Source organism: Trichormus variabilis 0441, assembly GCF_009856605.1.
In the GTDB taxonomy this organism is placed as follows: domain Bacteria; phylum Cyanobacteriota; class Cyanobacteriia; order Cyanobacteriales; family Nostocaceae; genus Trichormus; species Trichormus variabilis.
The window spans coordinates 2,217,505-2,236,545 of sequence record NZ_CP047242.1 but is presented as its reverse complement, the minus strand read 5'-3'; the positions used below and the strand labels follow the sequence as shown (position 1 = coordinate 2,236,545).

General features: G+C 41.4%; 22 protein-coding genes. 7 read left to right on the top strand and 15 right to left on the bottom strand.

Translation table 11 applies throughout. From position 1 onward, the window contains the following. Window positions 1–18: 18 nt before the first annotated feature. The 8 genes from GSQ19_RS09085 to typA all read right to left on the bottom strand — a co-directional run bounded on the left by GSQ19_RS09085 (window position 19) and on the right by typA (window position 5,143). Window positions 19–429, bottom strand: coding sequence for a type II toxin-antitoxin system VapC family toxin (locus GSQ19_RS09085; protein ID WP_011317628.1), 411 nt, complete (start codon window positions 427–429; stop codon window positions 19–21). Further along, window positions 426–686, bottom strand: a complete 261-nt coding sequence (locus GSQ19_RS09080; RefSeq protein ID WP_011317627.1) for a DUF2281 domain-containing protein — start codon at window positions 684–686, stop codon at window positions 426–428. The genes GSQ19_RS09085 and GSQ19_RS09080 overlap by 4 nt, the downstream gene beginning before the upstream one ends. A gap of 185 nt (window positions 687–871) precedes the next feature. Further along, entirely contained in the window at window positions 872–1,093 is a 222-nt protein-coding gene (locus GSQ19_RS09075; protein WP_011317626.1) for a hypothetical protein, read from the bottom strand. 168 nt (window positions 1,094–1,261) lie between these two features. Then, window positions 1,262–1,639 (bottom strand): type II toxin-antitoxin system VapC family toxin, encoded by a 378-nt coding sequence (locus GSQ19_RS09070; protein WP_224311606.1) that lies wholly within the window; start codon window positions 1,637–1,639, stop codon window positions 1,262–1,264. A 5-nt stretch (window positions 1,640–1,644) separates the two neighbouring features. Continuing rightward, window positions 1,645–1,872, bottom strand: coding sequence for a type II toxin-antitoxin system Phd/YefM family antitoxin (locus GSQ19_RS09065; RefSeq protein WP_011317624.1), 228 nt, complete (start codon window positions 1,870–1,872; stop codon window positions 1,645–1,647). 194 nt (window positions 1,873–2,066) lie between these two features. Further along, window positions 2,067–2,288: a hypothetical protein gene (locus GSQ19_RS09060; RefSeq protein WP_011317623.1), complete on the bottom strand. Its 222-nt coding sequence runs from the start codon at window positions 2,286–2,288 to the stop codon at window positions 2,067–2,069. 174 nt (window positions 2,289–2,462) lie between these two features. Further along, window positions 2,463–3,218, bottom strand: a complete 756-nt coding sequence (locus GSQ19_RS09055; protein WP_011317622.1) for a hypothetical protein — start codon at window positions 3,216–3,218, stop codon at window positions 2,463–2,465. A gap of 134 nt (window positions 3,219–3,352) precedes the next feature. Beyond that, window positions 3,353–5,143: a translational GTPase TypA gene (gene typA, locus GSQ19_RS09050; protein ID WP_011317621.1), complete on the bottom strand. Its 1,791-nt coding sequence runs from the start codon at window positions 5,141–5,143 to the stop codon at window positions 3,353–3,355. A gap of 288 nt (window positions 5,144–5,431) precedes the next feature. Between typA and GSQ19_RS09045 the strand changes: the two genes are divergently transcribed. Next, window positions 5,432–6,574, top strand: a complete 1,143-nt coding sequence (locus GSQ19_RS09045) for a serine/threonine protein kinase (RefSeq protein ID WP_011317620.1) — start codon at window positions 5,432–5,434, stop codon at window positions 6,572–6,574. Between the two features lie 68 nt (window positions 6,575–6,642). Here the strand turns inward: GSQ19_RS09045 and GSQ19_RS09040 are convergent, their stop codons facing one another. The 4 genes from GSQ19_RS09040 to GSQ19_RS09020 all read right to left on the bottom strand — a co-directional run bounded on the left by GSQ19_RS09040 (window position 6,643) and on the right by GSQ19_RS09020 (window position 9,096). Continuing rightward, window positions 6,643–7,212, bottom strand: a complete 570-nt coding sequence (locus tag GSQ19_RS09040) for a Uma2 family endonuclease (RefSeq protein ID WP_011317619.1) — start codon at window positions 7,210–7,212, stop codon at window positions 6,643–6,645. Between the two features lie 227 nt (window positions 7,213–7,439). Further along, a complete protein-coding gene (grpE, locus tag GSQ19_RS09030) occupies window positions 7,440–8,084 on the bottom strand; it encodes a nucleotide exchange factor GrpE (protein ID WP_011317618.1) in 645 nt (214 codons plus the stop codon). 136 nt (window positions 8,085–8,220) lie between these two features. Further along, window positions 8,221–8,712, bottom strand: a complete 492-nt coding sequence (locus GSQ19_RS09025; protein ID WP_011317617.1) for a Dps family protein — start codon at window positions 8,710–8,712, stop codon at window positions 8,221–8,223. Between the two features lie 120 nt (window positions 8,713–8,832). Then, on the bottom strand, window positions 8,833–9,096 hold the full coding sequence (locus GSQ19_RS09020) for a ParB N-terminal domain-containing protein (RefSeq protein WP_010998285.1): 264 nt from the start codon (window positions 9,094–9,096) through the stop codon (window positions 8,833–8,835). Between the two features lie 114 nt (window positions 9,097–9,210). On the opposite strand from GSQ19_RS09020, the gene GSQ19_RS09015 reads away from it, so the two are divergent. Further along, window positions 9,211–10,878: a SpoIID/LytB domain-containing protein gene (locus GSQ19_RS09015; RefSeq protein WP_011317616.1), complete on the top strand. Its 1,668-nt coding sequence runs from the start codon at window positions 9,211–9,213 to the stop codon at window positions 10,876–10,878. A gap of 320 nt (window positions 10,879–11,198) precedes the next feature. Here the strand turns inward: GSQ19_RS09015 and petF1 are convergent, their stop codons facing one another. Continuing rightward, window positions 11,199–11,498, bottom strand: coding sequence for a ferredoxin PetF1 (gene petF1 / locus GSQ19_RS09010; protein ID WP_011317615.1), 300 nt, complete (start codon window positions 11,496–11,498; stop codon window positions 11,199–11,201). Between the two features lie 392 nt (window positions 11,499–11,890). Here petF1 and GSQ19_RS09005 point away from each other — a divergent pair, with 392 nt between their 5' ends. After that, window positions 11,891–12,880, top strand: a complete 990-nt coding sequence (locus GSQ19_RS09005; protein WP_011317614.1) for a Gfo/Idh/MocA family protein — start codon at window positions 11,891–11,893, stop codon at window positions 12,878–12,880. Between the two features lie 5 nt (window positions 12,881–12,885). Continuing rightward, on the top strand, window positions 12,886–13,656 hold the full coding sequence (gene map / locus GSQ19_RS09000) for a type I methionyl aminopeptidase (protein ID WP_011317613.1): 771 nt from the start codon (window positions 12,886–12,888) through the stop codon (window positions 13,654–13,656). 11 nt (window positions 13,657–13,667) lie between these two features. On the opposite strand, the gene GSQ19_RS08995 is transcribed toward map, so the two are convergent. Next, window positions 13,668–15,020 (bottom strand): pentapeptide repeat-containing protein, encoded by a 1,353-nt coding sequence (locus tag GSQ19_RS08995; protein WP_011317612.1) that lies wholly within the window; start codon window positions 15,018–15,020, stop codon window positions 13,668–13,670. Window positions 15,021–15,256: 236 nt separating this feature from the next. Between GSQ19_RS08995 and GSQ19_RS30525 the strand changes: the two genes are divergently transcribed. Beyond that, window positions 15,257–15,367: a sporulation-control protein Spo0M-like protein gene (locus tag GSQ19_RS30525; RefSeq protein WP_011317611.1), complete on the top strand. Its 111-nt coding sequence runs from the start codon at window positions 15,257–15,259 to the stop codon at window positions 15,365–15,367. Window positions 15,368–15,519: 152 nt separating this feature from the next. Continuing rightward, window positions 15,520–15,705 (top strand): PCP reductase family protein, encoded by a 186-nt coding sequence (locus GSQ19_RS08985; RefSeq protein WP_011317610.1) that lies wholly within the window; start codon window positions 15,520–15,522, stop codon window positions 15,703–15,705. Window positions 15,706–15,899: 194 nt separating this feature from the next. Here GSQ19_RS08985 and GSQ19_RS08980 read toward each other — a convergent pair whose 3' ends face one another. Continuing rightward, a complete protein-coding gene (locus tag GSQ19_RS08980) occupies window positions 15,900–16,733 on the bottom strand; it encodes an SWIM zinc finger family protein (RefSeq protein ID WP_011317609.1) in 834 nt (277 codons plus the stop codon). Between the two features lie 413 nt (window positions 16,734–17,146). Here GSQ19_RS08980 and GSQ19_RS08975 point away from each other — a divergent pair, with 413 nt between their 5' ends. Then, window positions 17,147–19,009, top strand: coding sequence for an NAD(P)H-quinone oxidoreductase subunit F (locus tag GSQ19_RS08975; RefSeq protein WP_011317608.1), 1,863 nt, complete (start codon window positions 17,147–17,149; stop codon window positions 19,007–19,009). Window positions 19,010–19,041: the final 32 nt, after the last annotated feature.

The following is a 19,041-nucleotide window of genomic DNA, read 5'->3' as shown; positions in this document are numbered from 1 at the left end:
ACACTGAAGCTCATGGCTTCAGAGTGAAATGATTTCAAAGGTGTCTTGATGACCAATTCGATAAAACAAGAAATCAGAGTCAAGGGTAAGAATTTGACGATTCCCTGTCTTTTCAGCCGTCAAAACCAACGTTGCATCTGCTAAGTCCATTGGGCGATCGCGATATTGCTCCATCAGTGCCAATAAGCGGCTGTAATCACTCTCCTGAATTTCGTAAACCGTCAGCAGTTTATCTAAAAGAAGTTGCCCTAACTGTTTTTGCATTTGCCATCCACCACGATGCAGGGCAAGATACATAGCTTCTGTAAGGCATGACCAAGTTGTGATGAGCGGCTTTGCCAAACGTATCACTGCGATTTTACAAGCATTATGCTGAGGCTGAGTGCGGTCAACTAAACACAATAAAACTCCTGCATCACACAGGGTCATAACTCTAGCCCTTGTTGCCGATACTTATTGAGTAAGAGTTGCTGATAGTTACTGACTGGTTCAGATGGAGATACATCCAGACAATCCACAGCTTCAAACCATTGTGACCATTTTTCATCAAGCCTTTCATCAGGCTGACTATCAGTCATTTTAACTTGATGTTTTTGGATAACGAAATCAATGAAGTCGGTCACTTCTTGCAGGAGTGGCTCGGAAAGTTGCTGCAATTTTGCGATGGTAGTTTCACGAATAGTCATAAGAATTGCCTTTTTCAATCCTTTTAATTTTTACTCAAAATTGGACTAAATATTATGATAAGGGCGATCGCTTTCCAGTAATAACCTTTCGTATGAGTTGTGGCGTAATCAAACTACCTTTGAGTAACTTCACTGATGGCTTTATGCTCAATAACCTGAACAGTCTCAGCTCCTACTGAGGAATTTTATTCTGTTCGCTGTACAGTAGTGTTAGTTTGCTGGCGCTGGGCAATCTCTATTAGTAATCTTAATGCGTTATTCACTGCTTCATCGTTGGGAAAAGCTTGGGCAACATCGGGATCTAAACGCACTAAGTTTGTTTGTGTACGATATCTTTCAACATATTTACCCCTAACGCCTGCCTGCATTTGAGTGAAGTCGTACTCAGGACGTAATTCATCTTCCATTTCGTTCTCAACTTCCTTAGAGAATGGATAGGCACTCGCTTTCTGTAATAATATCTGCTAAATTGCGATCGCTAAAAATTCATAGTTTGGTACTAATATAATTTACAACCAAAAAACTATACTAAAAGTCTTAACTCTTACTAATAACTTTTATAAACGCAGTATAGTTCACCATAATATCTGCACAGGATAACTTTCAAACACACTGTCTTTAGTAACTATAGTTATGCTCTCTACCAAAGATTGAGAAATCATCAGCCTATCAAAAGGATCTTTATGGTAAAAAGGCAGCTTTGCTAACTCATCTAAATGTTCTGGCTGTATTTCAAGCAATTCAATCGCATTACCATAAACCTGTTGTCTAACCAACTCAGTAAAAGTCATATCCAGTTCTAGCTTGCCAATACTGACTTTGATAGATATTTCCCAAAGACTTGCAATGCTCAAAAACCTTTGATTTCGCTGATCTTCAATGAGGTTTTTTGCTGTGTCACTGAGACTTAAAATGCCCTCAATAAACCACAAAAACGTATGGGTGTCGAGCATAAGCCTCATGGAGCGTATTCCTCAAAATCTGCCAATGGCTCATCAAAATCATCTGACATTTTCACTAAACCCTTAGCACTACCGAACTTTGGATATGCTTTCACTTCTCCAATCGGCACAATTTTAAACGATGTCCCATCGTTGCGTGTGATGATGACCTCTTCTCCACTAGCCACCTCTTCAATCAGTTCCGCTAGGCGAGTCTCAGCTTCTTGCAAATTAATTTGGTGCATTGATAGTCTTTCCCAAAACCTAATATTTTGAATATAACTTTTTCTTCAGTTTTAGTTTTAGCTACCTTTTAATCTTGAGTATACTTTGAAACCCTAATTAGTTTTGAGCGATCGCTAATCGTCATAGCTTGATATTGCCATCATTCACCAACAAAAAACACTTCACTCAACGTCTTAAACCCTACCAAAAACTGTTATTCTGTTTGCTGCACAGTATTGTTGGGTTTCTGACGCTGGGCAATCTGGATTAGTAATCTTAATGCGTTATTCACAGCTTCATCATTGGGGAAAGCTTGGGCAACATCGGGATCTAAACGCACTAAGTTGGTTTGTGTACGATATCTCTCAACATATTTACCCTTAACGCCTTCCTGCATTTGAGCAAAGTCGTACTCAGGACGTAATTCATCTTCCATTTTGTTCTCAACTTCCTTAGAGAATGGATAGGCGATCGCTTTCTGTAATAATATCTGCTAAATGGCGATCGCTTTCCAGTAATAACATTTCGTGTGAGTTGTAGCGATTGTAATCACACTATTTTTGCGTAACTTTACTGATATTCTTATACTCGGTAAACCTACTAAAGAATTTTATTCTGTTTGCTTTACTGATTGCAGTATACAGATCACTTCACCAAGCAATACATCTATATACTGAGAAAAATTGACCTGTACAGATGTAGGAAGAGCTTGTTTCTTGCTAATTGGAATATGAAGATGAGAGTCTGCTATCTTTCTAGCACCGTTTTCAAGATGTTGCATTGTATCCTTAAAACTCTTACCTCCATATTCCGAGGCTACTTCCTTAAAAGTCCTCTTTGAAAATATAGGAGGAATGTGATCTAGTATTGCCCTCACAAGCATTGCTACAGAAAAATTAAGATTGTTAGCATGAGCAATATTTAGTTCTTCACATAGCTTTATTAATTTCTTCAAATCAACACGCTCCGATTTGATCGCGCATAATTCTTGAATACGTGTCACACTCACATACTCAGACAATAAACTTGAATCACTGATTTCATTTCGATAAGTTTGAGCGTGAAGAATTTCCAGTTCTTGTTGGCACATTTGAAGAATATTCAGAATGTTATCCTTGACTTTTCCCCACTCATTTTGACGATATATATCAGATGCCAACTCCTCTGGGGCATACTCTATAGACTGAATAAGCAAATACATATCTTTGATGCTATGATGTGATTCTCCAAAAATTACTGCTAACAAATAGCAAGTATCAGTTACCCACTGGGAGATATTCCCATCAAAGAAAATAAGATCAGTGATACGCTCATTCAAAATTTTGATTTCAGAAAATTCATATTTTTGTTCAGGTATAGGCACCATAAGTTCCTGCATGAAGTACTTAAAAATAAAGAGACCGACTCTGAAATTCAATTTTAATTGTACAATGCTGTAACTCGTCAACTAAAAAAGCCCGCATTAGCGGGCTTTCCAAATCAATTAAACGATCGCTTTATTTACCGTTTTGCCAATTTCTTCGACATCTTCCGTAGACGAATAGATTGGGGTGTAACTTCCACCAACTCATCGGGGCCGATGTACTCCAACGCACGCTCTAAACTCATGTCGATTGGTGCTTGCAACTGAACCAATTCATCACCACCAGCCGCACGGTGGTTGGTTAACTGCTTGGTTTTGCAGACATTCAATTCCAAGTCTTGAGGACGGTTGTGTTCGCCGACAATCATACCTCGGTAAACTTTAGTACCAGGAGTAATGAAGAATGAGCCTCTATCTTCTGCGTTCTTCATGGCGTAGAAGGTAGAAACGCCTTCTTCAAAGGAGATGAGAACGCCTTTGTTACGGGCTTCAATATCACCACTGAGTTGACGGTAATCTAAGAAGCTGTGATTCATGATACCTTCACCACGGGTCATCCGCATGAATTCACCACGGAAACCAATCAAACCACGGGCGGGAATGACAAACTCTAGCTGGGTGCGATCGCCACTTCCAGGCTGCATATCCTGCATTTCGCCTTTGCGTTGTCCCAAACGTTCGATACAGCTACCAACAGCATCAGCAGGAACGTCTAACACCAACAATTCATAAGGTTCGCAAGGTTGACCGTTGATTTCGCGGTAAATTACTTGTGGCTGAGATACTTGGAACTCAAAACCTTCTCGGCGCATGGTTTCGATTAAGATACCCAGGTGCAGTTCTCCACGACCGGAAACTAGGAATTTGTCGGGGGAGTCGGTTTCTTCAACGCGTAAAGCAACGTTGGTTTCTAGTTCGCGGAATAGGCGATCGCGTACTTGTCTGGATGTCACCAACTTACCTTCTTGACCAGCAAAGGGTGAATCGTTTACCCAGAAGGTCATTTGTAAGGTAGGCTCATCCACCTTAATTAGTGGTAAAGCTTGGGGTTCGGTTGGATCAGTAATTGTTTCACCAATGTAAGCATCAGCGAAACCAGCCACCGCAACAATATAGCCTGCGGTTGCTTCTTCCATCTCTACCCGCTTCAGCCCTTCAAATCCCATCAACTTGGTGATTTTGCCCTTGACAATAGAGCCATTTTCTGTGACTAGAGCCGCTTGCTGACCAGCGCGGATAGTACCGTTGTGAATTCTGCCAATGACAATCCGTCCCAAGTATTCAGAATAATCTAGGGTTGTGACTTGCAATTGTAGGGGCTTGTTGATGTCGCCTACTGGTGGTGGAACGTGTTGCAGAATCGCATTAAACAAGGGCTGCATATCTACCGCCTCTGCTTCCATGCTTTCTTTGGCATAACCGCCCATACCAGAAGCAAAGAGATAGGTAAAATCACACTGGTCTTCGTCTGCACCTAATTCTAAGAACAGATCCAGCACCTTATCCACTGCAACGTGGGGGTCAGCCTTAGCGCGGTCAATTTTGTTGATAACAACGATGGGGCGCAAGCCTTTTTCCAAAGCTTTTTTCAACACAAACCTTGTCTGAGGCATGGGGCCTTCATTGGCATCAACAATCAGTAGACATCCGTCAACCATGCCGAGTACCCGTTCCACTTCACCACCAAAATCGGCGTGTCCGGGAGTATCAACAATATTGATTAGTGTTTCTTTGTAGCGAACGGCTGTATTTTTCGACAAAATGGTAATCCCCCGCTCTCGCTCCAAGGCGTTAGAGTCCATGACGCAATCCGGAACGTCTTCGCCTTCGCGGAAAATGCCGGATTGTTTGAGGAGAGCATCAACCAGGGTTGTTTTGCCGTGGTCAACGTGGGCGATAATGGCGACGTTACGAATTGGGAGCGTCATAGAGGATTTTTAGTGAAGTCTAGGGGAAATTTTACAATTTACATCTTGGTCTAGGCTGTTTTAACAGAATTGGGGATGATCTGCGAATTCTGTAAAGAAGCTTTAATAATTCTAGCGTAATTGTCACAATTCTAGAGGTCTTTGTAAATGTGACAGCGATGGAGAAATAAGGCAGTTTATTAAACTCAGTGGATTTTGAGTTTACACAAAATAAATAGTCAATCCTTCTCAGGACATTTATGTAATAACAGTGCCAAAATTGACACTAATTTTATTGGCTTGTAAACAATGGCTTGGGTTTCAGGGCAGCAATTGCAAGGTGGTAAGTATACTATTGAACAAGAATTAGGCGAAGGCGGATTTGGTATAACTTATCGCGCTAGAGATAATTATGGACGCTCGGTTGTTATCAAAACTCTGAATGATCAAGTGCAACGCCATTCCGATTTTGCCAAGTTTCAGCAAGATTTTTTGAATGAAGCTATCAAGTTAGCTAAATGTAGTCACCCCCACATCGTCCAAATCCATGAGGTTATTAATGAGGATTCCTTGTGGTGCATTGTGATGCAATACATCGACGGGGAAAATTTAGCCAGTCGGGTTGAAAATCAAGGTGTTTTACCTGAAGCGGAAGCATTGCGTTACATTCATCAGATTGGTGAAGCGCTAACAGTAGTTCATAACAATGGATTGCTGCATCGGGATATCAAGCCACAGAATATCATGCTGCGTTCTGGTAAATCAGAAGCGGTGTTAATTGATTTTGGTATAGCTCGTCAATTTAGTCCAAATTTGACACAGAAACACACTGAATATTTGTCTTCTGGCTTTGCACCAATAGAGCAATACGAGGAAAGAGCAAAACGGGGTGCTTATACAGATGTTTATGCCTTGGCAGCAACATTATATTCTTTAGTAACAGGTGAAGTTCCTACAATGGCTCCACTCAGAGCTATTGGTACATCATTGGTAGAACCAAAAAATATCAGTTCTCATATTAGTGATCAAGTAAATCAAGCTATTCTCAGAGGAATGGAAGTTAAGCCTGAGAATCGTCCTCAGTCTATACAAGAATGGTTAGCGTTAATTTTATTGGAAAATAATCCAGCAAACTTTCCTGAAATGCTCGGTACTTGGCTAGGTAAGTTTGGTAGTGGACAAGCAACTCTATCAATTACTCACCAAAAAGAAGATTATTTTGATGGTACGTTAATACATAAACATTTTTGGAATGGAACAGCTAAGGTTGCTATAGAAGGAAATGTTAACCATGAAACTAATATAGTGGAGATAAAAGAGATTAGGATAATATCAGGATATTGGAGATTGGCAGAAAATCAAGGTAGTTTATCATCAGATGGTAAGACAATATCTGGTATAGGAAAAGATAGTCAAGGCTCATATAAATGGGCATTACAAAGGATAGTTTAAAATTTTTTGTAAATAGTAGCGTCACTAATACAGCTAATAAGTCAGATATAACTGTATAGTCGATTTCATTATTTAACTTTCAACCAACTAAAAATATCTGCTGCGTTTACCTGACAATTTCCTAATACATCAAGGACAGGCAAAATGTCAGTATCATACTTCACTTCTGGTAGTCTATTTGGTTGAAATACCATTACAGATTTATCATTAGGGTCAATAAACCAACCTAGTTTTGTTCCCTGGTTAATACAGAAAATAATCTTATTAATTACTCGGTTAGGCGATTGATCAGGTGATAAAATCTCAATAATCCAATCTGGATAACTTTCAAACCTATTGGCAATCTCTCCATTTCCATCAGTTGGGATACGTGACCACTCAAACACAGCAACATCGGGAACTAAGGAACGTCCCTCAAATGTACAGCGTAACTCGGTTAATGCTAAAGCTTTTTGCTGAGGTTCACCTACCTGATTAATATTGCTTGATAAACGAGTTTGAAGAATACTATGTTTTCCTTGGGGCATTGGTTTTTGATAGATGCGTCCATCGATATATTCACTAGCTGGTTTGGTTTCTGGTAATTTGAGAAACTCATCCAAAGACGGGTGAAAAGATACTTGAGTTGATAACGTCATCAGCAATAATTCCCTTACAACAATTTTGCTAAAGCCAATGTAAACCCAGGTACAACATCTTCACCACTCAAGATTGCTGTGGCTGGATATTGGGTTTTGTGAACTCATCAACATTAGTTCTTCATCAGTGACAGTGTACAAAGACTGCACCGTTATTGGTTTGCTGTTCATGATGATGGTATGACAAGCGGGAGAGGTATTTCTATTGTAGGTTGAGGGCGAGAGCGCTATGATCTTTCAACTAAACTAACTGTGGCTCGATACAGCAGTTTTTCACCTTGAAGATAGCCAATGTGCGTTACTTTCACTGTTTCGCCTGGTTGTGCTGTTCCCGCTTTTAATTGGTGCAATTGAGGATCATAGGGTATTTCCGCTCCTACAGGTGCGATCGCCTCTATCCCCCAAGCCTGTAATAATTTTTCTAAAGGTTTTTCTACTAAAGGCACGATTTTCACAGCCGCTAATTCGGGATTCTCTCGCGCCTTCTGGGCAGCTGTCGGCCATTGTAATAACAAAGGTTCCAGCAGTTGTAAACTCGACTGCTGGAACTGTTGCTGTAATATTTCTCGCTGCTGTTCTAGTTGTAGCTGCGATCGCTCGTACTCTTTTTTTAAATCTGCAATTTCTTGGGGGTTGGGGGCTGATGAGTGTTCAATATCTAATTCTAGAAAAGCCGATAATAATTCACTCAAGGGTATTTGCAACGCTTTTGATAGCTTCAGCAATATATCCAAACGCATTTGTTCTAGCTTGCCTTGGCGCAGGCGTAATACTTGATATTCGGAAACGCCAGCCTGAAGACTCAAGGCTTTGAAATTAGAAATATTTGCCTGTTGCATTAAATTTTGCAACTTTTGCGTGAAATCAGACATTGCTTACTAGGTACTGGAGATTGGGGACTAGGTATTGGGTACTGGGTAAATTTTCTCTCCCCATGCTACGCCACTTGCTCCACTTGGGGGGACCCCAAGACCGCAGTGGCTCCCCTGCACCCTGCCCCCCTGCCTCTTATTCTTCCAGTAAACTTCTCAACATCCAAGCAGTTTTTTCATGTACCTGCATCCGTTGAGTGAGTAAATCGGCGGTAGGTTCGTCGTTGACTTCATCTACCACAGGAAAAATAGAACGTGCTGTTCTCACAACAGCTTCTTGTCCTTCCACTAGTAAACGAATCATTTCCTTAGCTTTGGGAACTCCTGAAGTTTCGGGAATTGAACTCAGTTTGGCGTACTCGCTGTAAGTTCCTGGTGCTGGATAACCAAGCGCCCTGATTCTTTCCGCAACTAAGTCTACTGCTAGGGCTAACTCTGTATACTGTGTCTCAAACATCAGGTGCAGTGTTTGGAACATCGGCCCTGTAACGTTCCAATGAAAATTATGTGTTTTCAAATAAAGCGTATAGGTGTCAGCTAACAGACGAGATAACCCTTCGGCGATTTTAGCCCGGTTGGCTTCGTCAATGCCGATATTTACATTGTTAATTGTTCCTTGAGATGCCATGTGTGTCTCCAAATTGAGTAATTATTATTAATTGGGGATTGGGGATTGGGGACTAAGGACTGGGAAAAAGGGGAAATATTTCTCTGTTTCTCGCTCTTGCCCCCTGCCTCTTACTATTTTCTACGCTAAGTGCATCTTCAAAACACTACGTGGAGCTTTGCGAACTCTAGCTAAAATGGTTTCTTTACCTAAACGTTGGCAGGCTTCATATCTATGGCAACCAGAAAAGCCATAATATTGTCCATCTACTTCTAAAACGTCGATGGGTTCTTGTTGTCCAATTGCCGCAATCGATTCCATTAGGGCTTGTACTTTATAGGGATCGTTGCCACGGGGCAATGGCCGCCGAATTTGATTTAATGGAATTTCTTGTACCCTAACCATGAGGAGTAAACCCAACTAGTTCCTTTTCGTATCTCTATATAAATCATAGTCATTATGACTTCGTTTTGCAACTCTTTCTAGAGCAAAACCGGTAAGGGTATTATTGGAGCGTTCATGCGACAAAACCACCAGTTTATAAAGCAATTGCCACCAGCCGAGCGCCAAAGCACAGAGGGGAAAAATCTGATATCAGTGAAACATCCGTTCTGGCGTTTTTCTTACACAGTACTGATGACATTCTGTTTATTGGGATTGACAGGCGCATCGGCGACTGAAGATAAACTTAAGGATTTAGAACTGAAAATTGGGATTGTACAGCGATTTGGGGAGGAGTCTACAGCTAAACTGCAATTGGAACCGACAACAGGCGATCGCTTAAAACTCAAGTTTGCCGAAGGTAACAAAGAGCGAGTTCTCCTGACGGAAAAACCTGTCCAGTTAGAAACAGTGATGCAAGCTTTGCCCAAACCAACAATTGCAGAGGTTGTGGTTTTAGGTACATATCGCACCTACGAAACGGCGGAATACAGTGCTGAAAATTGGCGTAAGCAAGGAATAGAGGTAGAAATAGCCCAGCCGGATCGTTGGCAAGTTTGGGCAAAACGGGATGTTTACAATACCCCCTTACTACGCCGCTTGTTATTCAAGAACGTAAAAGCCGCAAGTAATGATTTGGCTTACATTGACACAAAAGTTTTGCCGAAAGTACCGAAAATAAGTTGGACTGTGAATGGTACACGCTACACCCCAAATTATGTAGAGGTTAGCACAGTTAAAAACTTAATTCGGTTGAAAAAAGGCGAAAAATTGAACACTTCTCGACTTTATTCTGGGCAAATTAATTTTCAGCCGAATGCTTATGGTACTTACACGCTAGTAAATGAAGTATCATTAGAGACTTATTTGCGTGGTGTTGTACCCCACGAAATTGGCACTAATGCACCAACTGCTGCTGTTGAAGCACAAGCAATTTTAGCTCGGACTTATGCTCTAAGAAATTTGCGTAGATTCGCTATAGACAACTATCAACTATGTGCTAATACTCACTGCCAAGTTTATTATGGGCTGGGTGGTACAGATAAGACAACAGACAAAGCGATCGCCGCCACCAGAGGTATGGTACTAACCTATAACAATGAGCTAATAGATGCTCTTTATTCTTCTACCACTGGCGGAATTACTGCCTCTTTCAGTGATGTTTGGAACGGAGAGGATCGGCCTTACTTACGGCCAGTAGTAGATGCACCTAGTAGTATTTGGGATTTCTCCAAACAAAATTTAAAAGATGAAAGGAATTTTCAGAGGTTTATTACCTTGCAACAAGGATTTAACGAAAGTAGCTGGGATGTGTTTCGATGGTATAAAGAAACACCTGTCAATGAAATAGTCAAAGACTTACAGAAGTTTCTCCGGGCAAAAAATAGCCCTTATGCTAAATTCCAGACCATCGAGGCAATGGCCATAACCAATCGCAGTGAAAGCGGAAGGATACTGGAACTAGCAGTAAAGACGGATATCGGCATTTTTACCCTACACAAAGATGAAGTGCGTAGTGCCTTTGCTGCGCCAAGAAGCACGCTTTTTTACATAGTACCTCTCAACAAAGGCAAAGAAGAGTTGTGGGGATACGCTTTTATTGGTGGTGGTTTAGGACATGGAGTGGGCTTAAGTCAAACTGGCGCTCAAACTTTAGCTAAACTAGGTTGGTCTAACAGCAAAATTCTCCAATTTTATTATCCTGGTACACAACTTCAAAGCCTGAATGAAGAAATCAAATTTTAAGGGACTTTCAGATCAAAAAATATCCAAAATGTAGTGTCCGTCAGTGCGATAGAGCCTAAATACACTCAGAAATGATTTCTATTGACGCACCCTACCAAACCATCAATTTTGGATAATTTATTTTTTGTGGGACTTACGGATGAAAACGAAATATCAAGGGTTGAAAAGAGTATAAATGTTTGAAACTATTACACCCCTATACCCTTACACCCTTACACCCAGTCCCAATAGACTGTTCCCTAATGAAAAAAAATAGAAAGGCTAGGGACTAGTCTGTAGCTGCTAGCCTCTAGCCTCTATTTTTAAAGCTAACTTGACTCTTAGTAGAGGTCTTCTTCTTTGTGGGTTTGGATGGTTACATCAGAGGTTGGATAAGCAACACAGGTCAATACATATCCAGCTTCGATTTGATCGTCATCCAAGAATGATTGGTCAGACTGGTCAACAGTACCGGATACTAGTTTACCGGCGCAGGTGGAGCAAGCACCTGCACGACAGGAAAAGGGTAGGTCATAACCCTGTTCTTCGGCAGCGTCTAAAATATACTCATCATCAGGAACGTCAATTGTGTTGCTGGTTCCTTCTGCTTCGTTGATCAATGTAACTTTAAAAGTTGCCATTTCCGTAATCCTCTCTTTTGTAATCGGCAGTATAAGTTATGCTAAAGCAGAACTTAGCGGCTATTCTCAGGGGATTAGCCACAGAATTAAATTTAGTTCAATTCTGATACTACGGGAAAAATCAAAGTATATAACTTGAAATCCACCACGATTAGTAATGAAATTTAGTTAGCAGATAACAATAAGTTTTTTTTATACTTTAAAGACGTTAAACCCACAGTTATTAGAAAAATTTATGGCTTGAATCAAGAATATGATAAAAAAGTTCTGGAACAGGGATAACCTTCAGTTAGGCTGGTACTGCGTTAACCTAGCTTTTTTTGAAAAATAAAAATTTATTACTGTGCTTGGTAGCAGGACTGGTGAGGATTATATAGGAGTCGGAGGTAGCTTTGGCAGAAGCAACAATACGTATTGGCATAGTTGGCACAGGGTATGCAGCAAAACTGCGGGCAGAAGCCTTTTTGGAGGATAAGCGATCGCACCTAGTCGCCATAGCGGGTAGTACACTGGAGCGAACCCAGGCTTTGGCTCAAGATTACCAGGCTGAAGCGATAACTGGCTGGCAACAGTTAGTAGAACGAGAAGATATAGATTTAGTGGTTATTTGTACCATCAATCGTGATCATGGTGCGATCGCCCGTGCTGCTCTAACTGCCGGCAAACACGTAATTGTAGAATATCCTTTATCTGTAGATTTAACTGAAGCAGAAGAACTGATTGCCTTAGCCAAAGCACAGCAAAAATTACTCCACGTCGAACACATTGAACTTTTAGGTGGCTTACATCAAGCTTTAAAGCAAAATTTAGATAAAGTAGGTCATCTTTTTTACGTGCGCTACAGCACCGTCAATCCTCAAAACCCTGCACCACGTAAGTGGACTTATAACCATGAAATGTTCGGCTTTCCCCTAATTGGCGCACTTTCCCGTCTGCATCGTCTCACCGATTTATTTGGTAAAGTCTTTACAGTTAACTGCCATCAACGGTATTGGGAAATAGAACCAGAATACTACCAAACCTGTTTTTGTATGACTCAACTGTGCTTTACTAGTGGATTATTAGCCCAAGTGATTTACGGTAAAGGTGAAAGTTTGTGGCAACCAGAACGCAAGTTTGAAGTTCATGGTGATAATGGTGCTTTAATTTTTGACGGGGACACAGGATTTTTCATTCAATCAGGGGAAAGCACAGCCATAGAAGTGGGTTCTCGTCGGGGATTATTTGCCAAAGACACAAGTATGGTGTTAGACCATCTTTTGGATGGCACTCCTTTGTATGTCACCCCGGAAGAAAGCTTGTATACCCTAAGAGTTGCTGATGCTGCTCAAAGAGCCGCACAGATGGGAATAACTATATTTTTGACAGATAAGCTCAATTAAATTTCATGAAAACCGAGTTCATCGTTATCTTATCCCAACGGGAAATAGAAAAAATGCGGCAAGCGGGACGCTTGGCGGCTAAACTTCTGCAACATCTTGAGCCATTGGTGAAACCAGGGGTAAGTACTCTGGAACTGAATGACGAAGCTGAACGTTGGACACAAGCACATGGAGCTAAAAGCGCTCCTCTGGGTTACAAGGGTTTCCCCAAGTCAATTTGTACCAGCGTCAATGAAGTGATCTGTCACGGGATTCCCAACGCCAAGCAGATTCTTAAAGATGGTGACATTATTAACATCGATGTGACACCAATTGTTGATGGCTACCACGGGGACACATCCAAAACCTTTATTGTGGGCAATGCTGCTCCCAAAACCAAGAAGCTGGTGGAGGTAACGCAAGAGTGCCTCAATTTAGGGATTGCAGAAGTCAAACCAGGGGCAAAGATAGGTGATATCGGTGCAGCGATTCAAGAGTATGCTGAGGCTCAGGGCTTTTCTGTAGTGCGCGACTTTGTGGGACATGGTATTAGTAATATTTTCCACACTGCACCAGATGTACCCCATTACGGCACACGAGGGAAAGGCAAGCGCCTGCGTCCAGGGATGGTATTTACCATTGAGCCAATGATTAATGAAGGGACTTACGAAGTTGAAATGCTCGGTGATGGGTGGACAGCCGTAACACGCGATCGCAAGCTATCAGCTCAGTTTGAACACACCATCGTAGTTACAGAAGATGGCGTAGAGATTCTTACTCTACCTGAAAACGAGTAAATAACTGTAAATTAACGGCCTAGTAGGTTAGGAATACCCTCACAACCACCAGGAATAGTAGCTCTAGTTTTTTCCCCACCCCAAGCACAGCAATAATAACGGTTAGCCTCTGACATCCGTTGTACATTGCTGAAGTCGGCATTTTCGACCACAGCGCCAGTATGCTCGCCTGTTCTGTAATCTGGTGGTTCGGTGCGGCTGCGGGGTGATGCTTTTTCCACTGAGCCATAAAATAGACGAACTCCATTGAAGTCAGCATTACTGAGGTCAGCATCATAGAGGATGGTTCGGGAAAGGTTAGCTTTGACCAAATCACAACCGCTTAGATTGGCGTGGACAAGATTAGCTTCACTGAGGTCTGTCCAACGTAAATCTGTTTGAGACAAGTCAGACCCCGCCAACATCACACCTAAATCGATGACGCGCACCCCTTCTAGACGGTCTTCGGCGTAACCACCAACACCGTTGAGAATTGCTCTACCCAAACGGCGATCGCGTTTTAGGGGGGTGAGTAACTTAGAACGGGAAAGAAAACGGAGGATTTTGGCTTTACCACTACCATCGACACTACTAAAAATAGCAGCCGTGCGACCTTCGGCGATCGCTCTTTCTTGCGGCCAATCTTCGAGTAATCCCTCTTCATCTAGAACCAAATCGGAAACCCCTTGGAAATAAGAATCGATGGTTTGTTGTTGGGTGATGATATTTTGCTGGACAGTTAACAAGTTTTGTTGAATGGTCAAGTCCTTAGAAATGACGTATTGTCGCCACGCCACGTAAACAGCAATAATGGCGATCGCAATTTGCCCCAAAGCACCAAACCATTCCGCCAGAGTACCAGAAGCTTCCCAGTTGACTTTTCGTCCCCACTGTAGCAGGCGATCGCCCACACCACTAAACCGCAAGCAGCCAACGAACGCTACTATTAGCCCCACAAAAGCCACAAACAAATTTTTGTCTTGGGATGTAAACCACTCATCAATTACATACAACACCCAAGGCAAAAGCATCGCCAAAGATAGCAGCAATGTCAGCAGCGTACCCACGACACCAATAATCCAGCTATTGAGTGCAATGCCAATAATAGTAATGGCCATTCCCACTACAGTAATCAACAACGCCCTGGGTTTGACTATAACTGGAGGTTGAGGACGTGGCTGAAAACCAGAACGGGCTTGTTTCAATATGGCTGTGTTTTGCGGTGATTGTAAGGAAGAAATAGCAGCTAGAGCTTGTTGTGCTGCTAATGCTTCTGAGGTTAAGTGATTTTCACCTGCACCACCATCAAAGTCATCTGGTTGCAAGTCGTGTTCAGGTGTAGATTCTGGGGTTGGTGAATTTGAGGAATTGGATTCAATCGTCATGTTTTCTATTTTGCCCCAGTAAACTTGATTTTACAAAGGTAGACAAAGCATAAAACTCACAGCACAACCTGATAAGTATTACACCAAGTACAAGTAAAACTTGGTTTTACTGAACATTTTTTTAACTTAATTATGAGTTCAACATCTATGCTTAAGAATTTGTTAGTGAGTGTTGGTATTGGCACCGCTAAAGTAGATACACGCCTGTTCTAGAATTCCGTCATTCCTGGAATGAATTGGCAGTAGTTTTCCGTCTGACAGCAGATCAGTTAGAAGTGTTGCTGGAGATTGATAAACGCGCCAGTGGTTGGAAAGGTTCGCCAGAAGAAGCTTTTGATTATAGATGAGTACTTGATTGTAAAACAATCAGATTTATATGAAACTGATTTATAAGCGTTGATTGATCAGATAATTCAATGTCATCTTAGTTAACTTTTATTGCTAGTTTGACATAGCAATGGCAAGCAAATTTTTTGATTAAGAAAGGGGTGTAAGTGATATGAGCGAACATAATTTTACAGATAATTTGCGCTGGACATCAGAAGCCAAGACAAAGTTGAAAAATATTCCCTTTTTTGCACGCTCTCAAGCCCAAGCAAGAATTGAGCAGTTAGCACGTCAAGCAGAACAGGATATAGTCACACCAGAGTTAGTAGAACAAGCCAGACTGGAGTTTGGACAATAAAGGCAAAAAGCGGTGTAGATATTCTTCCCGCTTGATTGCCTTTGTGTGATGGCTTTGCTATCACGCACCGCCACATAACACAGTGCGTTAGGCGTGGAGATTATTTTTTGTGGCTAATCATATCGAAATCTGCGCCTAACACTACAAAAATCTGATTTTTACTTTATAAATAACCTCTGAATTACGAATTATTATTAACTGCCCACATTCATCGCCGCTAACATAGCCTTCTGTCCAACTTCTTTGTACAGGGTTGCTAAATATTTCATGACTACATCACTAGAGTTTAAATTTGTTGAACTTTCTTCATCTTTTACTAGAGGAACTGCTCCTAATACATCTAACACTGTTTCAGAAGTTGAGGGAGCAATCACAACTAATGATGATTCAAGTGGTTCATGATATCGCCAGCAAGAATCCAATTTCATATTAGATTGAGTTCGAGTAACTTGCTGTTGAGGCTCAGATGCTGCTGTTATTTTAGTTTCAATTTTTGCATTACGTAGTTGTCGTAAATCGCTGATAATTTTTTCCTTATTACGTCCACGTAATTGAAACAATACAAATGGATCTTCACTAAATCTGTCGCCTAATTGATAGTATACTGCACCAACGTGTTTACAAGGGTTGGCTTTATCAGGGCAGGAGCATTTACTATGGACATCAGACAAAGTGAAAGGAAATAATGAAAGCCCGTTAGTTGTAAATACTTCCTCAATATTTTGGGGCATTTCTCCTGCTAATAGCTTGGCAGCGAAAACAGCTTTTTGGGACATAGTTTCAATTACATAACCCCACTGCTCATCACTAAATGGATCAAGTGATAGGGATACTTTATAAGGCTCCTCTTCACTACCCTGAACTCTAGCTAATACTTTTGCACCTTTAAACTCGATACTCAAAACATTACCTTGACGAGAATATATCCGCGCTCGTTCTAAACGTTTTTTAAAGCGATAAGAATCTAATAAATCGAGCCATCTTTGTGACCACCATTCCCGGCTCGCTTGTAAAGTGTAAGTCGTCATTATTAAATATATGTAGTTTACTTTCTATAGGGTATTACGAATTATTCTATATCCGCCTTGCGTCTTAACCCCTCAGCCAAGTGCTTAGTCTGCTTCAAGTTACCATCACGCAGGTACTCCAGGATGGTCACAACTTTGAATAGCATCCTTGTAATCCTATCAAATGTCTCATAAAATACATAGATTTTTATCTATGATAATTATTGATTTCCTCGACATATAAGAATTAATTAGAGTAGACATCGTTGATTTATTTTGATGGGTAATTCCTTTTTGATAGAGATAACGGTAAGCTAAGAAGAATATTAAGCAAAGATAAATTTGCCTTATTTACGATACCTGTATTGATTCGGATTTATACAAGTTAACTCCGAAATACTTTAATTTTTTGTGACAAATCTAGAGGTAAGTTCATGGCTCAGTTTCTCCTTGAGACTGTTTGGCTAGTCCCTTTGTATGCTCTAATTGGCGGTCTATTAGCCATACCTTGGTCGCCGGGGATCATTCGCAAGACGGGGCCAAGACCGGCTGGTTATGTAAATTTAATAATGACATTTTTGGCGTTGGTTCATAGTGCGATCGCCTTACAAGCCACCTGGAATCATCCGCCCACAGAAGTATTTCTACCTTGGCTATCTACTGCTGGTTTAGACCTTACCATTGCCATAGAAATTTCTTCTATAAGTGTAGGCGCAGTGGTAGTAATTACAGGGTTGAATTTCCTTGCCCAAATTTTTGCTATCGGCTACATGGAAATGGATTGGGGTTGGGGACGCTTCTATTCATTATTGGGATTATTTGAGGCGGGATTATGTGCCTTAGCCTTATGCAACAATCTATTCTTCAGTTATGTAATTCTAGAAATCCTCACATTAGGAACCTACTTACTAGTTGGTTTATGGTTTAGCCAACCATTAGTAGTCAGTGGCGCAAGAGATGCGTTCTTGACCAAGCGGGTGGGAGACTTGTTCCTACTCATGGGTGTATTGGGATTATGGCCCCTAGCGGGAACTTGGAATTACCCAGAACTAGCTCAATGGGCGGAAACAGCCAACGTTGACCCCACAATTATTACACTAGTAGGTTTAGCTTTAGTTGCCGGGCCAATGGGTAAGTGCGCCCAATTCCCTTTGCATCTGTGGTTAGATGAAGCGATGGAAGGCCCGATGCCGAGTACTATTTTACGGAACTCGGTAGTAGTTGCCAGTGGAGCATGGGTACTGATTAAACTCCAACCAGTGTTAACTCTATCACCTCTAGTTTCCTCATTTATTGTGGGGATTGGTGCAGTCACAGCCATTGGTGGTTCTTTAATTGCGATCGCCCAAATTGATGTTAAACGCTGCTTGTCCTATTCTGTCAGCGCTTACATGGGTTTGGTGTTTATTGCCGTAGGCGCACGCCAAGATGAAGCTGCACTGTTATTAGTACTCACCCATGCAGTATCGGCGGCATTATTGGTCATGAGTACCGGCGGCATTATTTGGAACAGTGTTACCCAAGATGTGACTCAACTAGGTGGACTGTGGTCACGTCGCCCCATTTCTGGGTTAGCCTTCATTGTCGGCACATTGGGCTTAATTGGATTTCCTCCCTTGGGTAGCTTTTGGGCATTATTAAAACTAGCCGATGGCTTATGGGGAACTCATCCTTGGCTAGTGGGAATTGTCATAGCTGTCAATGGTTTAACCGCCTTCAGTTTAGTGAGAGAATTTGGCTTGATTTTTGGTGGTAAACCGAAACAAATGACTGAGCGATCGCCAGAAGTTCATTGGCCGATGGTACTGCCAATGATGATTTTATTTGGCTTTGTTTTACATCTGCCTTTAATTTTGCAAAGCTTATCACTTTTACCTGATTGGGCAAATATCAACAAAGATGTCGCATTACTGTTAATTTGGTCAAGCATTTTTGGTTGCAGTATTAGCAGTGTCATTTATTTAAGCAACATTGTTCCTAAACCAATTCGCTTACCTTGGAAAGGTTTGCAAGACCTACTAGCATACGATTTTTATACCCCCAATCTGTATCGCATAACCATTATTTTCAGTGTCGCCCAAGTTTCTAAATTTGCCGATATGATTGACCGATTTGTAGTCGATGGTATCGTCAATTTTGTTGGTCTGTTCTCACTGTTAGGTGGTGAAGGTCTAAAATATAGTACTTCTGGACAAACCCAATTTTATGCCTTGACTGTTCTCTTAGGAGTAGGTGTTTTGGGCGCTTGGGTGACTTGGCCTTTCTGGGGATTCCAGTTTTTGGATTTGATGTTTTAAGTAATTTAGTCAGTAGTTAGTTGTCAGTTGTC

What these genes read in the sequence shown, in the direction of transcription:
- GSQ19_RS09085 (WP_011317628.1), bottom strand. Translation starts at nt 429, where the DNA reads ATGACCCTGTGTGATGCAGGAGTTTTATTGTGTTTAGTTGACCGCACT.
- GSQ19_RS09080 (WP_011317627.1), bottom strand. Translation starts at nt 686, where the DNA reads ATGACTATTCGTGAAACTACCATCGCAAAATTGCAGCAACTTTCCGAG.
- GSQ19_RS09075 (WP_011317626.1), bottom strand. Translation starts at nt 1,093, where the DNA reads ATGGAAGATGAATTACGTCCTGAGTACGACTTCACTCAAATGCAGGCA.
- GSQ19_RS09070 (WP_224311606.1), bottom strand. Translation starts at nt 1,639, where the DNA reads ATGCTCGACACCCATACGTTTTTGTGGTTTATTGAGGGCATTTTAAGT.
- GSQ19_RS09065 (WP_011317624.1), bottom strand. Translation starts at nt 1,872, where the DNA reads ATGCACCAAATTAATTTGCAAGAAGCTGAGACTCGCCTAGCGGAACTG.
- GSQ19_RS09060 (WP_011317623.1), bottom strand. Translation starts at nt 2,288, where the DNA reads ATGGAAGATGAATTACGTCCTGAGTACGACTTTGCTCAAATGCAGGAA.
- GSQ19_RS09055 (WP_011317622.1), bottom strand. Translation starts at nt 3,218, where the DNA reads ATGGTGCCTATACCTGAACAAAAATATGAATTTTCTGAAATCAAAATT.
- typA (WP_011317621.1), bottom strand. Translation starts at nt 5,143, where the DNA reads ATGACGCTCCCAATTCGTAACGTCGCCATTATCGCCCACGTTGACCAC.
- GSQ19_RS09045 (WP_011317620.1), top strand. Translation starts at nt 5,432, where the DNA reads ATGGCTTGGGTTTCAGGGCAGCAATTGCAAGGTGGTAAGTATACTATT.
- GSQ19_RS09040 (WP_011317619.1), bottom strand. Translation starts at nt 7,212, where the DNA reads ATGACGTTATCAACTCAAGTATCTTTTCACCCGTCTTTGGATGAGTTT.
- grpE (WP_011317618.1), bottom strand. Translation starts at nt 8,084, where the DNA reads ATGTCTGATTTCACGCAAAAGTTGCAAAATTTAATGCAACAGGCAAAT.
- GSQ19_RS09025 (WP_011317617.1), bottom strand. Translation starts at nt 8,712, where the DNA reads ATGGCATCTCAAGGAACAATTAACAATGTAAATATCGGCATTGACGAA.
- GSQ19_RS09020 (WP_010998285.1), bottom strand. Translation starts at nt 9,096, where the DNA reads ATGGTTAGGGTACAAGAAATTCCATTAAATCAAATTCGGCGGCCATTG.
- GSQ19_RS09015 (WP_011317616.1), top strand. Translation starts at nt 9,211, where the DNA reads ATGCGACAAAACCACCAGTTTATAAAGCAATTGCCACCAGCCGAGCGC.
- petF1 (WP_011317615.1), bottom strand. Translation starts at nt 11,498, where the DNA reads ATGGCAACTTTTAAAGTTACATTGATCAACGAAGCAGAAGGAACCAGC.
- map (WP_011317613.1), top strand. Translation starts at nt 12,886, where the DNA reads ATGAAAACCGAGTTCATCGTTATCTTATCCCAACGGGAAATAGAAAAA.
- GSQ19_RS08995 (WP_011317612.1), bottom strand. Translation starts at nt 15,020, where the DNA reads ATGACGATTGAATCCAATTCCTCAAATTCACCAACCCCAGAATCTACA.
- GSQ19_RS08985 (WP_011317610.1), top strand. Translation starts at nt 15,520, where the DNA reads ATGAGCGAACATAATTTTACAGATAATTTGCGCTGGACATCAGAAGCC.
- GSQ19_RS08980 (WP_011317609.1), bottom strand. Translation starts at nt 16,733, where the DNA reads ATGACGACTTACACTTTACAAGCGAGCCGGGAATGGTGGTCACAAAGA.
- GSQ19_RS08975 (WP_011317608.1), top strand. Translation starts at nt 17,147, where the DNA reads ATGGCTCAGTTTCTCCTTGAGACTGTTTGGCTAGTCCCTTTGTATGCT.